The following is a 19362-nucleotide window of genomic DNA, read 5'->3' as shown; positions in this document are numbered from 1 at the left end:
TTCTGTAGAAAGGTTTCCTCTCTCCTCCCCCGGTTTATCACTCCCCGCAAACCTTGTCGGAAACAAGGGCCATAAAACCAAGGGTCTTCCTGAGGCTGTCGAGCTGCGGATCAATGCCGTATCGATGGGCCAGCCACAGGATGTCTGGCATGAAGAGCATCGTCCCTTCGCCGGGAACTTCGGAAATCACGATGCGCAGAGGCAGTTCGAGGGCAACCTCAGGGCGCTCCAGCATCAGATGCGTCCCGACCGCAGGCTTGCCGAAAAAGGCGACGCGGGTTTCGGGCATGAACAACCCGGCGGCGCGCGCGTTGGCGGCGTGATCCACCGTAGCGAACAGCGGAACATTCAATGCCTTGAGGGTTTCAAGCAAGCGGTTCCAAACTATTTCCACACTCCCCACACAGGGCTTGGATACGAGTCCTTCCGTGGTATGCATGACCATTCCTTTTTTTGAAGGTTCGTTGGAGAAGGCCCTTCTCCGAAGGCGGTTTTCCATAAAAACGTCCCGAATGTAACAGGGCGGAGCATCAATGATGCTCCGCCGCCTTCCTTTGCCTTTCGGGAGGTATCCGGCGACGGTCGGGATGCCCCTCGCCGGATGCCGGTTATTCGACAGTCACACTCTTGGCGAGGTTTCTGGGCTGATCCACGTCTTTGCCGAGATAGTCGGCCATTTCATAGCTGAACAACTGCATGGCCGGGAGCGCCAAAAACGCGCTGAACGGGCCCCACGCGGCGGGAATCGTCCACAGGTGCTCCACATGCAGATCCGCCCCCGGATTGGCCAGCGCGATGACCGGCCCTCGGCGGGCCTGCACTTCCACGATATTCGATTTGACCTTTGGAAACAACGCATCATTGAAGGCAAGGGCAAAAGTCGGGAATTCCGGCTCGATCAGGGCGATGGGCCCGTGCTTCATCTCCCCGGAGGCATAGCCCTCCGCGTGGATGTAGGAAATTTCCTTGAGCTTCAAAGCCCCTTCCAGCGCGAGGGGGAAGGCATGTCCGCGCCCCAGATAGAAAAAGCTGCTCGCGGACGCATACAGCGGGGATAACCTCCGTGCCGTTTCCCGCATGGCGGGCAGGGCATCCTCAATCTGCTTCGGCAGGCCGTGCAGCGCGGCAAGGGCCTCATGGCGGGTCTTGGCGTCGAGCAGCCCCTTGCGCTGCCCATAATAGAGCGCGATGAGAGCCATGATGACCATCTGGCTGCACATGGCTTTGGTTGACGCCACGCTGATTTCCGGCCCGGCCTGCGTATAGAGCACAGCATCCGCCTCACGCGGGATGGACGAGCCCACGACGTTGCACAGTGCGATGGCGATACAGCCTTTTTCCTTGGCAAGCCGGAGCGCCGCAAGCGTATCCGCCGTTTCCCCGGACTGGCTGATCACAAGAACCATGTCGTCAGGCTCAAGGATGACGTTGCGGTACCGGAACTCGGACGCGATTTCCGGGACGACCGGCATACGCGCCCAGTCCTCAAGCAGGTGCTGCCCCCACATGCCCGCATGGTATGAGGTTCCGCAGGCGATGATCCGCAGGCGGGAGGGGATGGGAAGCCCATCAAGCTCCGGCAGCACGACCATGCCCTTCTCTTCGTCCACCCTCCCGGCAAGGCAATCCGAGATGACCTTGGGCTGTTCAAAGATTTCCTTGAGCATGAAGTGCTTGAAGCCGCCCTTCCGTGCGGCCTGCATGTCCCACTGGACGGTCTGCACTTCCTTATGGACGGGCTCAAGCGTATCGAGGGAGAGCACCTGCCATGTGGCATCCGTGATGCGGACGATTTCACCGTCCTCCAGAAAAACGACGTCGCGCGTATAGGGCAGGAAAGCCGGGATATCCGAAGCAATGAAATGTTCGCCCACGCCCACGCCGAGGATCAGGGGGGCGGACATGCGCGCGGAAAGGATGGTGCCCGGTTCGTCGGGGCAAATGACCGCCACGGCATACGCGCCGTGGGCTTGGCGCAGGGCCCAGGCAAAGGCTTCAAGCAGCGTGGGGTTGTGCTTGCGCCCTTCCGCGATGAGATGGGCCAAGACTTCCGTATCGGTTTCGGATTTGAAAACATACCCCTTGGCAAGCAGGTTTTCCTTCAACTCCTGAAAGTTCTCGATGATGCCGTTGTGGATGACGGCAAGCTCGTTATCGCCGCCGATATGGGGATGGGCATTACGTTCGGCGGGCACGCCGTGCGTGGCCCAGCGCGTATGACCGATGCCGTTCATGGCGACCGTGTTGGGATAATGGGCGAGCTTTTCTTCCAGAGCCGCCAGCTTGCCCTCGGCCTTGATGACCTTAAGCTCCTTGCCCTGAATGAAACCGACCCCAGCGGAATCGTACCCGCGGTATTCAAGGCGCCGCAAGCCTTCGATAATGACCGGAACAGCCGGACGATGCCCGGCATAACCAATAATTCCGCACATGCAGTGTTGCTCCTTCCGTTCACGGGAATGCAGTCGGGGCTCCATACGCCGCCGAGAGCAGTCGTTTCTTTTTGCAGCCTGTTTTCAGGCAGGGTTCCAGTGTGATAGAAAAAGGGCACGTTGTAAATATGTCCCAACCCCCCTTGAAAATCATCCAACTAGGCTATTATTAAGATGATTTTCATTGATGCCCCGCAGATTCGCCGTATATTCCACTACACGGGCGGAAAAGCCCCTGCCAAGCCGCCTGTTTCAGCGTTTTTACTCATTTCAGGAGGATACCATGAATACCATGTTGAAAACCGCCATCTTTGCCGCCGCCCTCCTCATGCTCGGCGGCTGCGCTACCAAGGCCCTTACCCCCGAAGAGCAAGCCTTCCAGAACGCGCAGAACTCTTGTACCGAACAGACCAACTCCATGATCGGCGGGAGCCGCTATTCATGGGGGAATGAACTTTCGTGGAGCAACTATTTTGAATGGTGTATGCAGGGCAAGGGCTACACCAAGGATCAGTTGAAGACCATCTGGTATTAAGCTCCCATAAGGATCAGAAAAAGCGACGGCAGCCGCGGCGGATGGCTTCGCTGCGGCTGCCGTCGCCTTGTCCCCCTCTTTTTAGGCCGTGTCGTCAATTATATATAATATATTGAAATTATTAAATTATTTTTAATTCACAAAAGTATTTTTAATAATTTCAAATTATTATATGTAACCAGCGACACAAACCTAAAATAAATACAGCACCGCAGGGGATGGAGGCTTTCACGTTTTCAATGAAAGCTACATTTTAACTATATGAAATTCAAAAATGAATTTTTTAAAAATCATCGAAAAGGTGAATATCTCAGTGGATGGCTTCCCCGTGGCTGACGCCGTGTTTGGGCAAGCAAAAAATGGGCTGTCTCCACTGTGGAGTAGAAATGAGACGACCACATTCCATGACAGAGCCTTTGGGAAAAGAAAAGACTGCAAAGAGGCGTTTCCCCTCGCTACGACTCCAACATATAAAAAAGGCTCTGTCATAGTACATGGTTGTTTTGTTTCAGCAATACACTGAAAATATATGCTTTTTCTCCAAATCTTCCGCCAGTGGGTTCTGTAATTAGGGGATTTTATTGGTTATTTCCTTGGAATTTCGAGGAAATAAAGCATCAACCGTTTTCTAGGACACAGCCATAAAAAAGGGCTCTGTTATAGTTTATGGTTGTTTCATCACCACAGTGCGATGAAAATACAGCCTTTTTCTCCGGTTTTCCCCTTGGCGGGATCCACGGTTAAGGCATTTTGCCGGTTATCCCTTTGGAGCTTCAAGGAAAAAAGCATCAACCATTTTTCTATAACGCAGCATAAAAAATGTATTTTTCATACCGTGGAACTGAAACAACGCATCCCGTGACGGAGCTTATAAAAAGGACCCCCCCGGCATAGCCGGGGGTTCTTCATATGCGCCTGTAAGGCTTTCTTACCAGCTGCGCCCTAACAGGCGCTCTTGCGATCTGACATTTGCATTTCTGTTACTTGCGGCCCGTAAACGGCTCCCTGGGTATGGCAGGCTCAACTGTTCGCCAAGTTTATCCGACTCCAGCTGATGCTTGATGTAATCCTGAATCTTGGCCTTATTCTTGCCTACTGTATCGACGTAATACCCACGGCACCAAAATTCCCGATTGCGGTATTTGAACTTCAAATCCCCAAATTGTTCATAGATCATGAGACTACTCTTACCCTTCAGATAGCCCATAAAACTCGACACACTCATTTTTGGGGGAATCTCAAGCAGCATGTGGATGTGGTCTGGGCAACATTCTGCCTCCACTATTTTCACATCCTTCCATTCGCACAACTTGCGCAGAATTTCGCCAATGGCGCGCTTCTTTTCACCATAGAACACCTGGCGGCGATATTTAGGCGCAAAAACAATGTGATATTTGCAGTTCCACCTTGTGTGGGCTAAACTTTTGGCGTCACCCATCGTGACCTCCTTTTGATTTGTTGACTCGCAGTTGCCAGACCGCGAGACTTTTCAACAAATCAAAAGGAGTTTTACTGACATGGGCAAAGCTGTAAACTTATTGGCCCCTCCCGCCTAGCGGGGGGTTTTCTCCATACAAAAAAGGTTCCCGGAATCTTCTGGGAACCTTTTTTCATAACAGGAACTCCTGCCGTATAACCTCCCCACCAGTCAAAGTTTTTGCGGGTGGGGGCCCGGGGGAGGGAGCTTTTTACAAAAAGCTCCCTCCCCCGGTTCTCAACCCCATCACCCTACTTGCTGCGATGGGCGGCGATTTCTTCAAGATATTCGGGGCGCACATCAAAACCGAATTCAATGGCTTTGTCGGCGTATTCGGCGGCCTTGTCGTAGTCGCCCTTTTCAAACCACGCGAGGGACAGGTTGTTCCACGCGGGAGCGAAACCGGGCTGCTTTTCAATGGCCTTTTCGCTGATTTTGATGCTCTCGTCGTACTGGCCGTTCATGTAATAGGCAGCGCCGAGAGTCGCCATCGCCTGAATGAATTCGGCGTCCCATTTCAGGGCCTTTTGCAGGGCGCTGATGGCCTTTTCGGGCTCGCCGCGCTGCAAATGCACGAAGCCGATATTGCTCCACGGCACGGGAAACTTGGCGCGGCAGTTGGCCGCCTCCTCGTTGTAGCGCAGACAGCCTTCGAGATCGCCGCGCTGAAGGCAGATGCCGCCAAGCTGCACATAGGCTTCGGCAAGGTGGGACGAATTGCGGACTGCGGCGAGAAACGATTCTTCCGCCGCCACAAAGTCGCCCTTGCTGAGCAAGGCTACGCCAAGATTATAATGGTGATTGGCGCAAGCGTCGTTCTGGCTGAGCGCGGCCCGCAGGTCGGCGATGTACTCGTCAAGATTCTCGTACCGGTCCTTCATTGATCAGTCCCTCTTTCTTCAGGAGTTTATAATACCATACGCAAAACTCGTAGATGCCGAGGTAGCGTTCATCCCTGTTCACAATCCCGAGCGCGCAGTCAAGGGCGCCTTTGTTGAAGTCATTGCCCTCGGTGCGTTCGCCGAGCGAATGCATGAACCCTCGGAAAAGCTGCTGCGTGGTGCGCTTGCTCGGATCGACGCGGATATCCATCGGGTCGTTGGGCTTCTGGAAGGGATCCCATTCATCGTAGCCGATGCGGTCGATGAACTTCCTCCGGCGGGGATTCATGCGCTCGTAAATTTCGCGCTTGAGCAGTTCCTGCTCCTCGGTCAGCTCCTGCTTGGTGCTGTCTCGAAACATGGTGGCGGAAATCATCAAGACTCCTTGGGTGCCGGGCCTATCCCCAAATAAGCGTCGTCGTAGTTGGTGAGAAGCGCCATTGATACGGGCACGAAAACCTCATGCAGCTCCTTGAACCGGGACTTCACGCGATCCCGGATTTCCACGCTGAGGCGATCCAGCCGTTCCTGAATCTTGTCCAGATGGACGGTCGGATAATTGACTCCGGCAGCGAAATTGGACTTGCCGCATACGTGCCCCTTGCCGCCGATCGCCGTGGGGATGCCGTAGAGACGACAGGTGATGGGGCGGTAGTCATAAAACACGCACTGATCGTTCGAGTCGAGGAGCGGGCAGCGGACGCGGGCCTTGGCAGCCTCTTCCATGATGTGCCCCATGGCTTCCTCAGACCCTTTGGCATCGCGCAGCTCGCGGAAATAGTCGCGCTTCATGCGGGTCAGCTTGCGATCCACACTTCCGGCGTTCTCAAGGATGCGGGAACGCTCAGGGCCGAAGTCGTACTTTTCGATGAACCGCGCGTTCAGGTACATGGCTTCGACAAGCGAAAGGTCAAACAAGGCGTGGCAGCAATCACTGCAACCGGGCTTGCAGGTCACGCAGTCCGGGTGCATCTCGCCGACGCGGGCAAACACCGCGTCGGCTTCAGCAACAAGTGCCTCGTACGCAGTGAACACAGGGGTAAGCTCGGGCATGATGTTGATCATAGGATCTATAATAGGTAAGAGTGTAAAAAAAGGAAGGGGCCTCTTGAAAAAAAGCTCCTTCCTCTCGCACAAGCCGCCGCCCGCAATCACGATTGCGGGCGGCGGCATTTCAATGCTTAGTTTTCTTCAACGTTGATGGCGTCGTGTTCACAGACTTCGACGCAGGATTCACAGCCGAGGCATTCTTCGGCATGGGCCGGGCTGGATTTGCCGTCGGTCATTTCGTACACTTCAACGGGACAGACGTCCACGCATTCGCCACAGCCCACGCACTTGTCAGCATCAACAGTAACATTCCAAGACATTGTCACTTCCTCCAAGTTTTGGATCAAACGATCCTGAGTTTCTCGACCACAGGCACCATCGTGCCGTCATCCTTGCCTTAGCGTCCGAACAGGAGGGTGTCAAGTGTTTTGAGAAGCGGCGGGAAAGCCTTGCAGCCTTTGTTTCCGCGCGCTGCCGAGGCTCTCCCGGCAGCGGCCTTTCTTCCCTCCCGACATCCATCCTGTCCAGACAATAATCATTTTCCCGCAAGTTCCAAGCGGTCAGCGACGGCCTTTGCAGCGGCCCGCGTAAACTCCTCAGCGGAGAGCCGCGCCTTCTCGGAGGCATCAACCACCAAAGAAGGCCGGTTGGCAAGGCCCGCGTCAGGCGTGACGCCGTATTCCGGCGGGAACGTGTCTGTAAAATACATATTCTGGAATCCCGCAAACTTGAGCGCGTGCGCCGTCGAGTCGAGCACAGCCTTTTCGTCGGCGGCCACCCTGCCCTCTCCGCGGGCCTTGATCAGGCCGGCAAGACATTCGCCGCCCTGCGTGCATACGATGTGCCCGTGCCGGTTGGCGATGATGGCCGCGTCCATGATGGCCTGTTCGGTCACTTGAACCACGCCGAATTCGCCGCCCTCAGCCTCATAGACGTCAACGAGCTTCTTCACGCGGGGGAAGGACACCGGGTTGCCGATCATGGCGGCCTGCGCCACGCTTGGGCGGACCGTCACGGGGCTGTACACGCGCTCGGCCTTGGGCTTGCTGTAGTAGCGCCACACCGGATCGGCGTGTTCGGACTGCACCCCAAACAGGCGCGGCAAATCGGAAATGATGCCAAGGCGGCGCATCTTGAGCAGGCCGGACATGACCGCCGTGATGTTCCCGGCGTTGCCCACCGGCACGAACAGGGCCTTGCCCGCCAAATCCCAGTTGAACCACTGGGCGACTTCATAGGCATAGGATTCCTGCCCAAGGATACGCCAACTGTTCTTCGAGTTGAGCAGGGCCACGCGGTAGTGTTCCGCCAGATGTTCGACGACCTTCATGCAGTCGTCGAATACGCCGGGCACCTCAAGCACGGTCGCGCCGGAGCCGAGGGGCTGGGAAAGCTGCTGAGGCGTCACCTTGCCCTGCGGCAGCAGCACGGCGGTCTTGATGGGATGCCCCACATACGCGCCGTACAAAGCCGCGGCAGCCGACGTATCCCCGGTAGAGGCGCAGATGGTCAGCACCTCATCCCATCCGTGCCTGCGTACAAGCGCACGCAGATAACTGTACGCGCAGGCCATGCCGCGATCCTTAAAGGAAGCGCTCGGATTCTGGCCGTCGTTCTTGAACGCGAACGAGGCGTTCAGCTTCTTCTGGAGTTCGGGAGCGCCGTCCACGACAGGGGTGTTCCCTTCACCGAGGTACAGGATGTCTTCCTGCTCCAGCACGGGGGCCATCAGCTCATAAAACCGGAACACGCCGCGCAGGGCCGTGTTGCGGGTGGCGGCCCGGCTATCGAACAGGTTGCGCCAGTATGCGCCGCCGTGCTCCTTCAGCCTGTCGAAGGTCGTGTCTTCAAGCAGGAATACGCCGCCGCAGTCCGGGCACGTATACAGCAATTCATCAATGGGGTGACGGGCCCCACAGCCGAGGCACACGTATTCCATCTGTGCCCGGTAGGTCGGAAACTGATCGGACATGGTCGCTCCGTATTGAGGTACGCCTCCGGCGGCAAAGGGCTACCGCCCCTTGTCCCTATTTTAGGGGAATCGCTCCGCATACGATCCTTACTAAGGCCCGCAAGCCCGCCCAACGGTACGGCTTCGCCGCCCCCTTTGGGCCGAATTCCCCCAAAACGCCCCAGTGCCGCCGAAAGCGCAAAAGGCTTTGCCTTCCCCCGGCGGCTCTGTGGGATTCGGAGATTATGTTCTTTTTTCTGAGGTCGTAAGGAAAAATACAACGGGAGGCAAGCCTTTGTTTCCCCGGCCTCCCATCTTCCCCCTTCCCGCCCCCTAAAAAATACGCCCCCCTTTTCCTCAAGGCCCCGCCACAGCCAACAACTGCCCGTCCCTCCCTTCAAATTCCAAAGGCTGTGTCCCAGAAAATGGTTGATGCTTTTTTCCTTGAAATTCCAAAGGAATAGCCAGAAAAACGCCTCAGTTATGGATTCAGCCAAGGGGAAAACTGGAGAAAAAGGCTGTCTTTTCACCGTGCTGTGGAGATGAAACAACCACACGCTATGACAGAGCCATTCCAAAAGGATGGCCAACAAGCTGCTCAGCCATGCCATCCGCCAACAAAAAACACATAAAAATGTCATTTCAATATATTATAAAAAAATCCGTACCATAGAACATGGTTGACGCTTTTTCCCTTGGCTGTGCCATAGGAAACGGTTGATGCTTTATTTCTTGAAATTCCAAAGGAGTAACCAATAAAATGCCCCAATCATGGAGCCCATCAGCGGGAAAATTGGAGAAAAAGGCTATATTTTCAGTATAATATGAAATAAAACAGCCAGATACTATGACAGAGCCTTTCCCTTAAAGCCCAAAGGAATAACCAGCCAAATGCCTTAGCCATAGATTCCGCCAATGGGAACGCGGGAAAAAAGCTGTATCTTCCCTGCACTGTAGAGACGAAACAACCACATACTCAGAATCTAAAAATAATCACATCCCATAGCAGAACCTTTCCCAAAGGGGAAACCGTATCCCGCCTTTTCCAAAAGCTCTTTTATAGGATGTGGTCGTTTCATCACCGTAGTGCGGTGGAAAGTACAGCCTTTTTTCCAGTTTTCCCTTTGGCGGGGTTCACGCCCAAGGCATTTTGAGGGTTATCCTTTGGAGCTTCAAGGAAAAAAGCATCAACCTTTTTTCATAGGCTGTGTCATAGAAAATGGTTGATGCTTTATTTCCTTGAAATTCCAAAGAAACAACCAATAAAATCCCCCAACCACAGAGCCAACCAGCGGAAATTTTAGAGAAAAAGCATATATTTTCAGTATATTGCTAAAACAAAACAACCATGTACTCTGACAGAGCCTTTCTATAGCACAGCCTTTCCAAAACCTGCCGTACCCCTCTTTTCAGTCCACACGAAATCCCTGTGAACAGGGATTCGATAACGCCGAAAGTCTTTGAAGGGGATGGGGTGGGGTTTGGGGAGGGGAAGGGGGAACTTTCTTCAGAAAGTTCCCCCTTCCCCTCCCCAATGCCTCTCCCCACTCAACTATGCTAAAACACTATCGCCAGCTTCGCTTCAAGCTTCCAGCGCTCGCCGAGGGAGGCGGCGGTGGGATACCCCGTGGGGGTTATGGCATCGTAGTCCTGATAAAGGCTGAACTGGGCGCTCACACCGAGCGAGGCGTTGTATTCGGGCAGCTTCAAGGTCACGGACGGCCCGGCAAACCATGTCGTGCTGGCGTCATTGTTGGAACGCCCGTAGCGCCGCGAATCCGTGTTGTATTCAAACTGCGTCTCAACGCCCATGTCCCAGTGTTGGGAGAGCGCATAGACGTAACGCCCGTTCAGGCGGAATACGTCGCTGACGTCTACGCGGGACGTGTGCCCTACCCCGCGATACAAATACATAACCTCGCCTTCGACGAACTGCCGCCCGCCGTCAAAGGCGTGCCCCACGCCAAGGCCCGCCATCGCGCCCCAAGCGCCTGTGCCCACGCCGTCGTCGGACGTGCTGCCCGTGGGCGTCCAGACGCCGAGATCCCACGCCACATCGACGGGGAAACCTTCCCGCTGACTCAAAAACTGCTTGTGCAGGACAAACGTGGTGTCGCCAATGCCGTTCTTGCTGCTGACGCTGTTGGGCGTGAGGGTGCTGTGGGCACGGAAATTGTTCATGACAATGGGCATGGCGAAACGCACGTCGTAACCGTCGCCGAGCCCGTAGCGCATCTTGAGGACGAACCGGTCATGCAGGTTCCGCTGCGTCCCTTTGTTGTCGGGATGCTTCGCCGAATGCCGCGAACCATTCTTATACCATGTATGCTTGTCGGCGTGGATGTAGTTGACGATAGTTGCCAGCTTGCCCTTAGGGATTGTACCGGACGCGGGCCCCATGCTCTCAATGACGACCTGCCCGACTCGCGGGACCGGCTGTTTCGTTTCGTCAGCCAGCGCGGGAACACCCAACAACGACAGGCCGAGCAATGCCCCTACAACGCCCAAATACTTCATGCGCCAATCTCCTCTTGTTTTATACAGTGAAAACACAACGGCGGACGAGGGCCATGCAAACCTACCCTGCATGACCGCAACATCCTGCAACTTCACAGCAAGAGAGCCCCTTTTTTCGGGATAACCGAAACAAGGGGCCCTCTTTTTAGGCTGTTTCTATACCGTCAGACCTTTTTTTACAAGGCTTCTTCGCTTCCCGCATCCGCGTCGGAGTTGACCGTGTCGAAGCCGACCACGCGCGCGCCGTCGTCCAGCTTCACCAGACGCACGCCGATGGTGGCGCGGCCTACGGAACGGATTTCATCCACGCCCATGCGGATGATCTTATTGGTGGAAGTCAGCAGCACAAGCGCCTCGTCGTCAAGCACCGACTTGGCGCCGATGACCGGGCCCGTCTTCGGCGTGACCTTGAAGTTGATGATCCCCTTCCCGCCCCGGCTCTGCACACGGTAGAGATCCACATTGGTACGCTTGCCGAAGCCGAGCGCGGAGATGGTCATGATCGCCGGGCTGTCTTCCTTGAGCACAAGGCAAGCCACCACCGTATCGCCGTGGCGCAGGGCAATGCCCTTTACGCCGCTGGCCCCGCGCCCCATGTTGCGGACGTCGCGGCAACTGAACCGGATGGCGATGCCGTCGGCGGTCGCCAGCACCACGAAATCGTCGTCCGTGATCTCGCGCACCATGATGAGCTCGTCGTCCTCACGCAGGCCAACGGCGATGAGCCCACCCTTGCGGCTCCGGGCGTAGAGCGCGGCGCTGGAACGCTTCACCATGCCCCGGCGGGTGGCGAAGAGGAACGACTTGTCCTCGGCGAACTCACGCACGGTCAGGATGGTGTTGACCCACTCGTCCTTTTCCATAGGCACGAGGTTGGCGATATGCACGCCCTTGGCCGTCCGGCTGCCTTCCGGCACCTGATGAACCTTGAGCTGGTGCATACGGCCCTTGTTGGTGAACATCAACAAGAACTGGTGGTTCGTCGTGGTGATGAACTCCTGCACGAAATCGTCTTCGCCGGTATGCACCCCGGCAACGCCCTTGCCGCCACGACGCTGCTGCTGGTAGATGCCGAGGCTCGTGCGCTTGATGTAGCCGCGGCGCGACAGGGTAATGACCACGTCGTCGTCGGGCAGCAGATCCTCAATGTCGATGTTTGAAAGCGCCTCGCGGATGACTTCCGTACGGCGGGGCGTGGAATACGTCTGCTTGATGTATTCCACTTCATCGCGGATGACGCCCCAGAGCACGGAGGCGTCGCCGAGGATGGACTGATACCACGCGATTTTCGAGAGCAGCTCCCTCTGTTCCTCTTCAATCTTGCCGCGCTCAAGCCCGGTCAGGCGTTGCAGCCGCATGTCAAGGATGGCCTGCGCCTGCACTTCGGACAGCCCAAAGCGCTGCATGAGGCGTTCCTTGGCCTCCGGCGGCGTCGCCGAAGAGCGGATCAGGGACACAACCTCATCAATATGATCGAGCGCCTTGAGGAGGCCCTCCAAGATATGGGCACGGGCTTCGGCCTTGCGCAGTTCAAACTTGGTGCGCCGAACCACCACCTCACGGCGATGATCGAGGAAGTAGGTCAACGCGGTCTTGAGGTTCAGCAGCACGGGCCGGTTGTCCACCACCGCCAGCATGTTGATGCCGAACGAGGTTTCCAGCGGCGTATACTTGTACAGCGAGTTGATGACGATCTCAGGCATGGTGCCGCGCTTCAGCTCGATGACCACGCGGATGCCCCGGCGGTCGGACTCGTCGCGCAGGTCGGACACGCCGTCGATCTTGCGGTCGTTGATCAGCGCCGCGATCTTTTCCACGAGGCTCGACTTGTTCAGACCAAACGGGATCTCCCGGATGATCAGGGACTGGAAGCCCTTCTTGCGCTCCTCGATCTCAACCTTGCCGCGTACCTTTACGGTTCCGCGCCCGGTGGTGTAGGCGTCGTACAGCCCTTGGCCCGCATAGACGTAGCCGCCCGTGGGGAAGTCCGGCCCCTGCACGGCATCCATCAGATCCTCGACGGAACTTTCCGGGTCGTCGATGAGCATGAGCAGGGCGTCCGACAGCTCGCTCAAATTATGCGGCGGGATGTTCGTCGCCATGCCGACGGCGATGCCTGACGAACCGTTCAGCAACAAGTTGGGGACCTTCGTGGGCAGCACCACGGGCTCGGCCAGCGTGTTGTCGTAGTTGGGCCGGAAATCGACGGTTTCCTTGTCGATGTCGTTGAGGAATTCGCTCGCCAAGCGGGACATGCGGACTTCGGTGTAACGCATGGCGGCGGCGGCGTCGCCGTCGATGGAGCCGAAGTTGCCCTGCCCGTCTTCCAGCGGATCGCGCATGGAGAAATCCTGCGCCAGACGGACGAGGGCGTCGTACACGGCGGAGTCGCCGTGCGGGTGGTACTTACCGATGACGTCGCCGACGATGCGCGCGCACTTCTTCGGAGGACGGTTGTAGCTGTTCGCCAGCTCCTGCTGCGCGAACAGGATGCGCCGATGTACCGGTTTCAGGCCGTCGCGGACATCCGGGATGGCCCGCCCGATGATGACGCTGAGCGAGTACTCCAAGTACGATTTGCGCATTTCATGTTCAATATTCACATTCTGAGACATAGTATCCTCGAAGGCAGCGCCTCCGGCGGCCGGGGGGAATGATTCCCCCCGGACCCCCCCAAGGCGGCGGGCGCAACGGCTACGCCGTTCCGTCCGCCGCCCCGGACGCGTCGGAACAGGCCGTTTCCGGCATCGTTCCGCCACCCAAGTACCTGCTTGTCAAATATGCACGAGGGATGAAACCATCCCCTATCGCCGCCCTGCCCGCTCCCCAAAAAACAAAAGTCTTAGGAGGGAGAGAGGAGGGGGCCTGGGGGAGGAGGGAGGGAAGCCCTTCTTCAGAAGGGTTCCCTCCCTCCTCCCCCAGTTTCACTAAATATCCAAATCCCGCACGGTGAGGGCGTTGCGCTCGATGAACTCGCGGCGCGGCTCCACGCGATCGCCCATGAGCTGCTCGAACGTGTCGCTGGCGGCTTCGGCGTCCTCGACGGTCACGCGCAGCAAGGTGCGGTTCTCAGGGTTCATGGTCGTTACCCAGAGCTGTTCGGGGTTCATTTCACCGAGGCCCTTGTAACGCTGGATGTTGATCCCCTTCCGTGCTTCCTCAAGCGTCATGGCGTGCAGCTCGAAAATGTCGGCCGCCGCGTACTCCTGCTCCTTATTGCGAAGCGTGAAGCTGAGGCCGCCGCACTTCTGCCGGATGGCGTCGAGGGCTTCCCATGAGTTGAGGTACATCTTGGAAATGAAGAACTCGACGGATACCCGCGTGCGATGGCCGTTGGCGTTCTCAATGAGCGCGAAGACGCGGTCGCCGTCCTCGTGCGGTTCCGTCTCCGTCGTCAGTTCGTAGCCACGCTCCTTGAGGAAATCGTAGCAGCGCGTCCCTGACGTGAGGCAGTCCGGGGTGACGCGATCCTCCACATCCACAAGGGCAAGGAAAAGCTCCCGGCCGATGCCCGCCAGCTCCGCGTCGCGCACACGGTGGGAAATGTTTTCGATCTGCCCCATGAGGGCCTTGATCTCTTCCCCACGGAAGATCGTGCCGTTGGGGGCCTCCACTTCCATATCGTCGCTCACGCGCTGCATCAGGAAGGCGTTCAGCTCGTAGTCGTCCTTGATGAACTTCTCCATCCTGCTGTTGTGGGCCCGGTACAGCGGCGGCTGCGCGATGTACAGATAGCCGCGGTCGATGAGCCCCGCGTAGTTGCGGAAGAAGAAGGTCAGGAGGAGCGTACGGATGTGCGCGCCGTCCACATCGGCGTCGGTCATGATGACGATCTTGTGGTAGCGCAGCTTGTCGTAATCGGTATCCTCCTCGCCGATGCCCGCGCCCATCGCGGTGATGAGCGCCTTGACTTCCTTGTTGGCGAGCATCTTGTCGAAGCGGGTGCGTTCCGTATTCAGGATCTTGCCGCGCAGAGGCAGGATGGCCTGCGTGTTCGGGTTGCGGCCCTGCTTGGCCGAACCGCCTGCGGAGTCGCCTTCCACGATGAACAGTTCGGAATCCGCAGGATCCTTGCTCTGGCAGTCGGCCAGCTTGCCGGGCAGCGCGTTGTCCGACAGGGCACCCTTGCGGCGGACAAGCTCCTTGGCACGGCGGGCCGCATCGCGGGCGCGGGAGGCGTCCACGGCCTTGTCGATGATCAGCCGGGCTTCTTTGGGGTTCTCCTGAAAATAGGTGTCGAGCCTGCCGTACACCACGCCGCTCACGATGCCCGCAACCTCGCTGTTGCCGAGCTTGGTCTTGGTCTGGCCTTCAAACTGCGGCTGCGGGAGCTTCACGCTGAGCACGGCGGTCAGCCCTTCGCGGACGTCGTCGCCGGAAAGGGTCTGCCCCTTCATCTTCTTAACCAGATCGGGCTGGCCCTTGACGTAGTTGTTGATGGCGCGGGTCAGCGCGGTCTTGAACCCGGCAAGGTGCGTACCGCCTTCCTTCGTGCGAATGTTGTTCGCAAAGGTGTACATATTTTCCTTGTAGCCCGCGTTGTACTGGATGGCGAACTCCACGGAAACGCCGTCGGCCACGCCTTCCCCATCGACGATGGCGTGAATGCCCACTTCGCCGGAGTTCAGATCCTTCACGAACTGGTGGATGCCGCCCTCCGCATGGAACAGATGGACTTCGCTGGTGCGCTCGTCGCGGCACTCGATCTGAAGCCCCTTGTTCAGATAGGCCAGCTCCTCAAAACGCTTCTTGAGGGTGTCGTAGGAGAACTCCGTGGTCTCGAAGATGGTTTCGTCGGGCTTGAAGCGGACGGTCGTACCGTGGCTGTCGGACTCGCCGATGTACTGAAGCTCCTCCTGCGGCACGCCCCGGCTGTACACCTGTTTCCAGCGCTTCCCGTCCCGGCGCACGGTCACCTCAAGGCGCTCGGAAAGCGCGTTGACGCAGGAGACGCCCACGCCGTGCAGACCGCCGGACACCTTGTAGGCGGCGTTGTCGAACTTGCCGCCCGCATGGAGCTTGGTCATGACCACCTGAACGGCAGGCACCTTTTCCTTGGGGTGGATGTCCACGGGGATGCCGCGCCCGTTGTCACGAACCGTGACGCTGTTGTCCATGTGAAGCACAACTTCAATGCGCGTGCAGTAGCCCGCCATCGCTTCGTCGATGGAGTTATCCACCACTTCGTACACGAGGTGGTGCAAACCACGGTAATCCGTGCTGCCGATGTACATGGCCGGGCGTTTCCGCACGGCCTGGAGGCCCTCAAGAATAGTGATTGAATCAGCTGTATAAGCGTTCGCGTTGGCTGTCATAGGCTCGTGAATCCATATGTTGGTTGTGGCGCCTCCGGCGGCAAAGGGCCGCCGCAGACGATCCGCAAACGCGGCCTTCCATGAGGCCGCGCCCTCCGGCCTTTACCCGGGAAAAGCCCCCGGGCCCTTCAGAGGCCGCCTCATGCCGCATACATTCCCAGGCACGCGGCATGAGGCGGCTCCTGAAGATGCCCCCCTTCAAAGCCGAACGCTCCAAAACGGGGACAAAGGTTGTGACTAGAAAGAAACAATACCATAGACGGAATGAGAGAACCATCCCCCTATTCCAAGCATTCAGGAAAGGGGGCTGAGGGGCGCTTCCATCCCGAAGCGCCCCTCCAGCAGAGCACCTAGTTTTCTTCGTAATAACTTTCTTCGGCGATTTTCATGGGCATGATCAGCACGGTGTAATCGGGATCTTCCGTGCCGTTGATGCCGCAGGGCCCCTCGGCCCCGGTAAGGGTCAGGGTAAGCTCGCCGGACTGGTAATGGGTAAGGATTTCCATCAGGTTCTTGGTCGGGAACGCGATGCGCCCGATGGAGCCGTTGTAGGAAACTTCAAGGGACTCGTTGGCCGACCCGGTATCCTGCCCCTGCGCGGAAAGCATAACCTCGGAACCGGACAGTTCAAAATACGTACACCGATCGCTCTCCGTGTTGAAGATGCTGATACGATCGAGCGCATCGAGGCAGTCCTTCCGGTTCAGCTTGAGCAGGGACACGTCAGGGGCCGCCAGGCGGGTCATGAACGGCGAATAATCAGGGTAGGCGTATCCGGCGCGGGGAAGGCTGAGGGTCTCATGCCCGTCGCCCGAACGCACGAAAAGGCGCTTGTCCGTCAGATTGACCTCGATTTCATCGCCGTCGAGCCATTTGCGGAGTTCGCCGACATACTTGCGCTGGATCAGCACGCCCTCTTCGGGAAGGCGGGCGGCCAGATCGTCGTGGGTGAAACGGGTCAGGGCGAACTGATGGCCGTTCAGCCCGCACACTTCGATGTGGCCTTCGCCGACGGGCTTGAAGTAGAGGCACGCGATGGCGTCGGAAGCTTCGTCGTCGCTCACGCAGAAAAACACGCGGTCGATGATTTCCTGGAAGAAATCGCCGGACCACACCACGGCGCCTTCGCTGGAGAACGGCGCAAGGCTCTGGAACCATGTGGGGTCGTTGGCGGGGAGCTTGTAGGTACGGCGGCCCTGTTCGAGAATCACCGTGCCCGTAGCGTCGTCAAGGCGGATACGCAGTTCACCGGCGGGAAGGCGGCGGATGAGATCCACAAAGTTCCGGCCGTTCACCCCGACGAGCCCGGGTTCCTTCACTTCGGCGGGATACGTGCCAGTGAACTCAATGTTCGCATCGGTCGCCATGATGGTCAGGACTTCCCCTTCGGCCTTGATCCAGAGCGAACGCAGATATGCCGCTCCCGCCCTCGTGGGGATGATGCCCGCCGCCTTCTGAAGGCCTTCGATGATGTTTTCTTTCTTTACTGTAAAAAGCATGTAGAAGATCCTTGTTGTAGATTATTAAGAGACGCGCAATGTGCGTATCCTGATTAACTTGGTAAAATTACTCTTGTTTTTAGTTACAGTTCGTTCGATCGGTTAGGAACGGCGGGAACAGCTTTCGTGTTCGCAGCTTCAGCCGTGGTGTTCGAGGCACGCTTTTGTCAGCTCTGTCACCATACTGTGCGTAAGTCGATCACTTTCCTGCAATAATTTGATTTTTTTCACCCCATGCATCACCGTGCTGTGATCCTTCCCGCCGAACATGCGCCCGATGACGGGGTAGGAGTGCCCAAGCAGTTCGCGGCACAGGTACATGGCGAGCTGGCGGGCCTGCACGAGATCCGGACGGCGTTTTTCGCCGAGGATTTCCTTGGGCGGGACGCCGCAGTGTTCGCCGACGATGCTGACGATGAGCTGGGGGGTCAGCGCGGAACCGTCGCCTCCCTGCCGTACGATGTTGAGCAGATCCTGTTCGGAAAGATCGCGGCCGATCAGGGAACGGTGGGACGCCACCCGGAGGATGACGCCGGAAAGCCGCCGGACGTCCGGGCAGTGCTGCGCAATGAGCAGCAGATGTTCCCTGGACAGGGGCAGGCGGCGGAATTTGGCCTGTTGCTGCGCGTAGCGCAGGCGCACGTCAAGATCCGGCTCGGGAAGCTCCGCCCAAAGCCCGGTTTCGAGGCGCGAAAGCAGCGCCTTGCCGAGGCTCCATTCCTTGGGGCGCCCCACGCCCGCCACGATGACGGGTTTGCCCTGATCCATGAAGCGATCCAGCAGGAGGCAGAGCTCCTCGCGCACGGACGGCCCGGCTGTCTCCGGCTCGGCGACAAGCTGGGCACGGAACCGGGACGCCGTGGCGGGCGTCCTGTCGGGAATCCGGCTCAGGTGCTGGAAGTCGTCGAGAAGAACGGCTTCTTTGGACAGCAGCTCCTGACGGGCGGCGAGGGCCGAACGCCCGGCGAACAGCAGTTCCAGATCGCTCAGGGAAGCGTAGTAAAGATCGTTCCCAAGGGTGCGGAAAAGCTCGTTGCCGATGGCCCGGAGCAGATGGGTCTTGCCCGTCCCGTGAGGGCCGCAGAGCACCAGCAGGCCCGGTGCTTCGCCGATGTCGTCGAGCGAAGGCGCGCGGCCGTGCGTGGCCCGGTAGACGGCGCGCCGGGTGATGTCGCGGGCAAGGCTCAAGGCCCATTTGTGCTTTCCGTTGCCGATAAAGGTATCGAATGTCCACTCTTCCCCAAAAGGCATCGGGTTGGCCACGGCGGGATGGAGGGCCTCCCCCCGGCCTTCGGGGGCAGGCTGGACGAAGGGGACGGGGGGGGCCGGAGCGAACTTCCCGGCACCGTATGTGATGGAAAGCCCTTTCCCCCAAAGTTCCCTGGCCTTTTTTTCAAACAGTTTCTGGAACAGGCTGGAGAAGCGTATGCCGAAGAAGGCGTGGGGGAAACGGACAGCCAGCGTTCCCGATTCTTGATCCAGCAGGATTTCAAGGGGATCGAACCAGCTCTGCAGCGCGGTTTCCGAGCACGCCTCCAACGCTTCGCCGGCGGCGGAAAGGCGATCCTGAAGCTGGGGCTTTGGGGAGTCGGCGTTGGTGAAGCAGGAGAGCAGGGATGGGCGCGTTTTGGGGATCGCTTCGGCTGAAGACGTGAGGAGGTGTTTGCGTAGCGTTTCTTTGGACACGGCGTTGCGAAGCTCCACA

13 protein-coding genes and 1 pseudogene are annotated in these 19362 nt (G+C 57.9%); 1 reads left to right on the top strand and 13 read right to left on the bottom strand.

Annotation, left to right across the window (positions count from 1 at the left end; all coding sequences use genetic code 11):
- Positions 1–37: 37 nt before the first annotated feature.
- Together ACZM8Y_RS11780 and glmS are read right to left on the bottom strand one after the other, a co-directional pair.
- Positions 38–439: a DUF302 domain-containing protein gene (locus ACZM8Y_RS11780; RefSeq protein WP_302554729.1), complete on the bottom strand. Its 402-nt coding sequence runs from the start codon at positions 437–439 to the stop codon at positions 38–40.
- Positions 440–608: 169 nt separating this feature from the next.
- Positions 609–2432, bottom strand: a complete 1824-nt coding sequence (glmS, locus tag ACZM8Y_RS11775) for a glutamine--fructose-6-phosphate transaminase (isomerizing) (protein WP_302554730.1) — start codon at positions 2430–2432, stop codon at positions 609–611.
- A 283-nt stretch (positions 2433–2715) separates the two neighbouring features.
- On the opposite strand from glmS, the gene ACZM8Y_RS11770 reads away from it, so the two are divergent.
- On the top strand, positions 2716–2967 hold the full coding sequence (locus ACZM8Y_RS11770; RefSeq protein ID WP_302554731.1) for a hypothetical protein: 252 nt from the start codon (positions 2716–2718) through the stop codon (positions 2965–2967).
- A gap of 980 nt (positions 2968–3947) precedes the next feature.
- On the opposite strand, the pseudogene tnpA reads toward ACZM8Y_RS11770, so the two are convergent.
- The 11 genes and pseudogenes from tnpA to ACZM8Y_RS11715 form a co-directional block, all read right to left on the bottom strand.
- Positions 3948–4405, bottom strand: a pseudogene (tnpA, locus tag ACZM8Y_RS11765) (IS200/IS605 family transposase).
- 290 nt (positions 4406–4695) lie between these two features.
- Positions 4696–5325 carry a tetratricopeptide repeat protein gene (locus ACZM8Y_RS11760; protein WP_302553263.1) on the bottom strand — a complete coding sequence of 210 codons (630 nt, stop codon included), beginning with the start codon at positions 5323–5325 and terminating at the stop codon, positions 4696–4698.
- Complete coding sequence (locus tag ACZM8Y_RS11755; protein ID WP_479859589.1) at positions 5300–5701, bottom strand: hypothetical protein; 402 nt, start codon at positions 5699–5701, stop codon at positions 5300–5302. The genes ACZM8Y_RS11760 and ACZM8Y_RS11755 overlap by 26 nt, the downstream gene beginning before the upstream one ends.
- On the bottom strand, positions 5701–6390 hold the full coding sequence (locus tag ACZM8Y_RS11750) for a YkgJ family cysteine cluster protein (RefSeq protein WP_489501757.1): 690 nt from the start codon (positions 6388–6390) through the stop codon (positions 5701–5703). The genes ACZM8Y_RS11755 and ACZM8Y_RS11750 overlap by 1 nt, the downstream gene beginning before the upstream one ends.
- Positions 6391–6506: 116 nt before the next feature.
- Positions 6507–6695: a ferredoxin gene (locus ACZM8Y_RS11745; protein ID WP_005028128.1), complete on the bottom strand. Its 189-nt coding sequence runs from the start codon at positions 6693–6695 to the stop codon at positions 6507–6509.
- 215 nt (positions 6696–6910) lie between these two features.
- On the bottom strand, positions 6911–8347 hold the full coding sequence (thrC, locus tag ACZM8Y_RS11740; RefSeq protein WP_479859590.1) for a threonine synthase: 1437 nt from the start codon (positions 8345–8347) through the stop codon (positions 6911–6913).
- Between the two features lie 1536 nt (positions 8348–9883).
- Positions 9884–10843 carry a transporter gene (locus ACZM8Y_RS11735; protein WP_482330771.1) on the bottom strand — a complete coding sequence of 320 codons (960 nt, stop codon included), beginning with the start codon at positions 10841–10843 and terminating at the stop codon, positions 9884–9886.
- Positions 10844–11019: 176 nt separating this feature from the next.
- Positions 11020–13458 (bottom strand): DNA gyrase subunit A, encoded by a 2439-nt coding sequence (gene gyrA / locus ACZM8Y_RS11730; RefSeq protein WP_479859836.1) that lies wholly within the window; start codon positions 13456–13458, stop codon positions 11020–11022.
- A gap of 312 nt (positions 13459–13770) precedes the next feature.
- Positions 13771–16158, bottom strand: a complete 2388-nt coding sequence (gene gyrB, locus ACZM8Y_RS11725; protein ID WP_302553256.1) for a DNA topoisomerase (ATP-hydrolyzing) subunit B — start codon at positions 16156–16158, stop codon at positions 13771–13773.
- 350 nt (positions 16159–16508) lie between these two features.
- A complete protein-coding gene (gene dnaN / locus ACZM8Y_RS11720; protein ID WP_308770808.1) occupies positions 16509–17657 on the bottom strand; it encodes a DNA polymerase III subunit beta in 1149 nt (382 codons plus the stop codon).
- Positions 17658–17795: 138 nt separating this feature from the next.
- The gene (locus tag ACZM8Y_RS11715) at positions 17796–19343 is read right to left on the bottom strand and encodes a helix-turn-helix domain-containing protein (protein ID WP_482330757.1); all 1548 of its coding nucleotides are present in this window, start codon (positions 19341–19343) and stop codon (positions 17796–17798) included.
- Between the last annotated feature and the right edge of the window lie 19 nt (positions 19344–19362).

It is taken from the genome of Bilophila sp., assembly GCF_057864385.1.
The sequence above is the reverse complement of the archived record's forward strand: the minus strand, read 5'-3'. Positions and strand labels throughout refer to the sequence as shown.

What these genes read in the sequence shown, in the direction of transcription:
- ACZM8Y_RS11780 (WP_302554729.1), bottom strand. Translation starts at nt 439, where the DNA reads ATGCATACCACGGAAGGACTCGTATCCAAGCCCTGTGTGGGGAGTGTG.
- glmS (WP_302554730.1), bottom strand. Translation starts at nt 2,432, where the DNA reads ATGTGCGGAATTATTGGTTATGCCGGGCATCGTCCGGCTGTTCCGGTC.
- ACZM8Y_RS11770 (WP_302554731.1), top strand. Translation starts at nt 2,716, where the DNA reads ATGAATACCATGTTGAAAACCGCCATCTTTGCCGCCGCCCTCCTCATG.
- ACZM8Y_RS11760 (WP_302553263.1), bottom strand. Translation starts at nt 5,325, where the DNA reads ATGAAGGACCGGTACGAGAATCTTGACGAGTACATCGCCGACCTGCGG.
- ACZM8Y_RS11755 (WP_479859589.1), bottom strand. Translation starts at nt 5,701, where the DNA reads ATGATTTCCGCCACCATGTTTCGAGACAGCACCAAGCAGGAGCTGACC.
- ACZM8Y_RS11750 (WP_489501757.1), bottom strand. Translation starts at nt 6,390, where the DNA reads ATGATCAACATCATGCCCGAGCTTACCCCTGTGTTCACTGCGTACGAG.
- ACZM8Y_RS11745 (WP_005028128.1), bottom strand. Translation starts at nt 6,695, where the DNA reads ATGTCTTGGAATGTTACTGTTGATGCTGACAAGTGCGTGGGCTGTGGC.
- thrC (WP_479859590.1), bottom strand. Translation starts at nt 8,347, where the DNA reads ATGTCCGATCAGTTTCCGACCTACCGGGCACAGATGGAATACGTGTGC.
- ACZM8Y_RS11735 (WP_482330771.1), bottom strand. Translation starts at nt 10,843, where the DNA reads ATGAAGTATTTGGGCGTTGTAGGGGCATTGCTCGGCCTGTCGTTGTTG.
- gyrA (WP_479859836.1), bottom strand. Translation starts at nt 13,458, where the DNA reads ATGTCTCAGAATGTGAATATTGAACATGAAATGCGCAAATCGTACTTG.
- gyrB (WP_302553256.1), bottom strand. Translation starts at nt 16,158, where the DNA reads ATGACAGCCAACGCGAACGCTTATACAGCTGATTCAATCACTATTCTT.
- dnaN (WP_308770808.1), bottom strand. Translation starts at nt 17,657, where the DNA reads ATGCTTTTTACAGTAAAGAAAGAAAACATCATCGAAGGCCTTCAGAAG.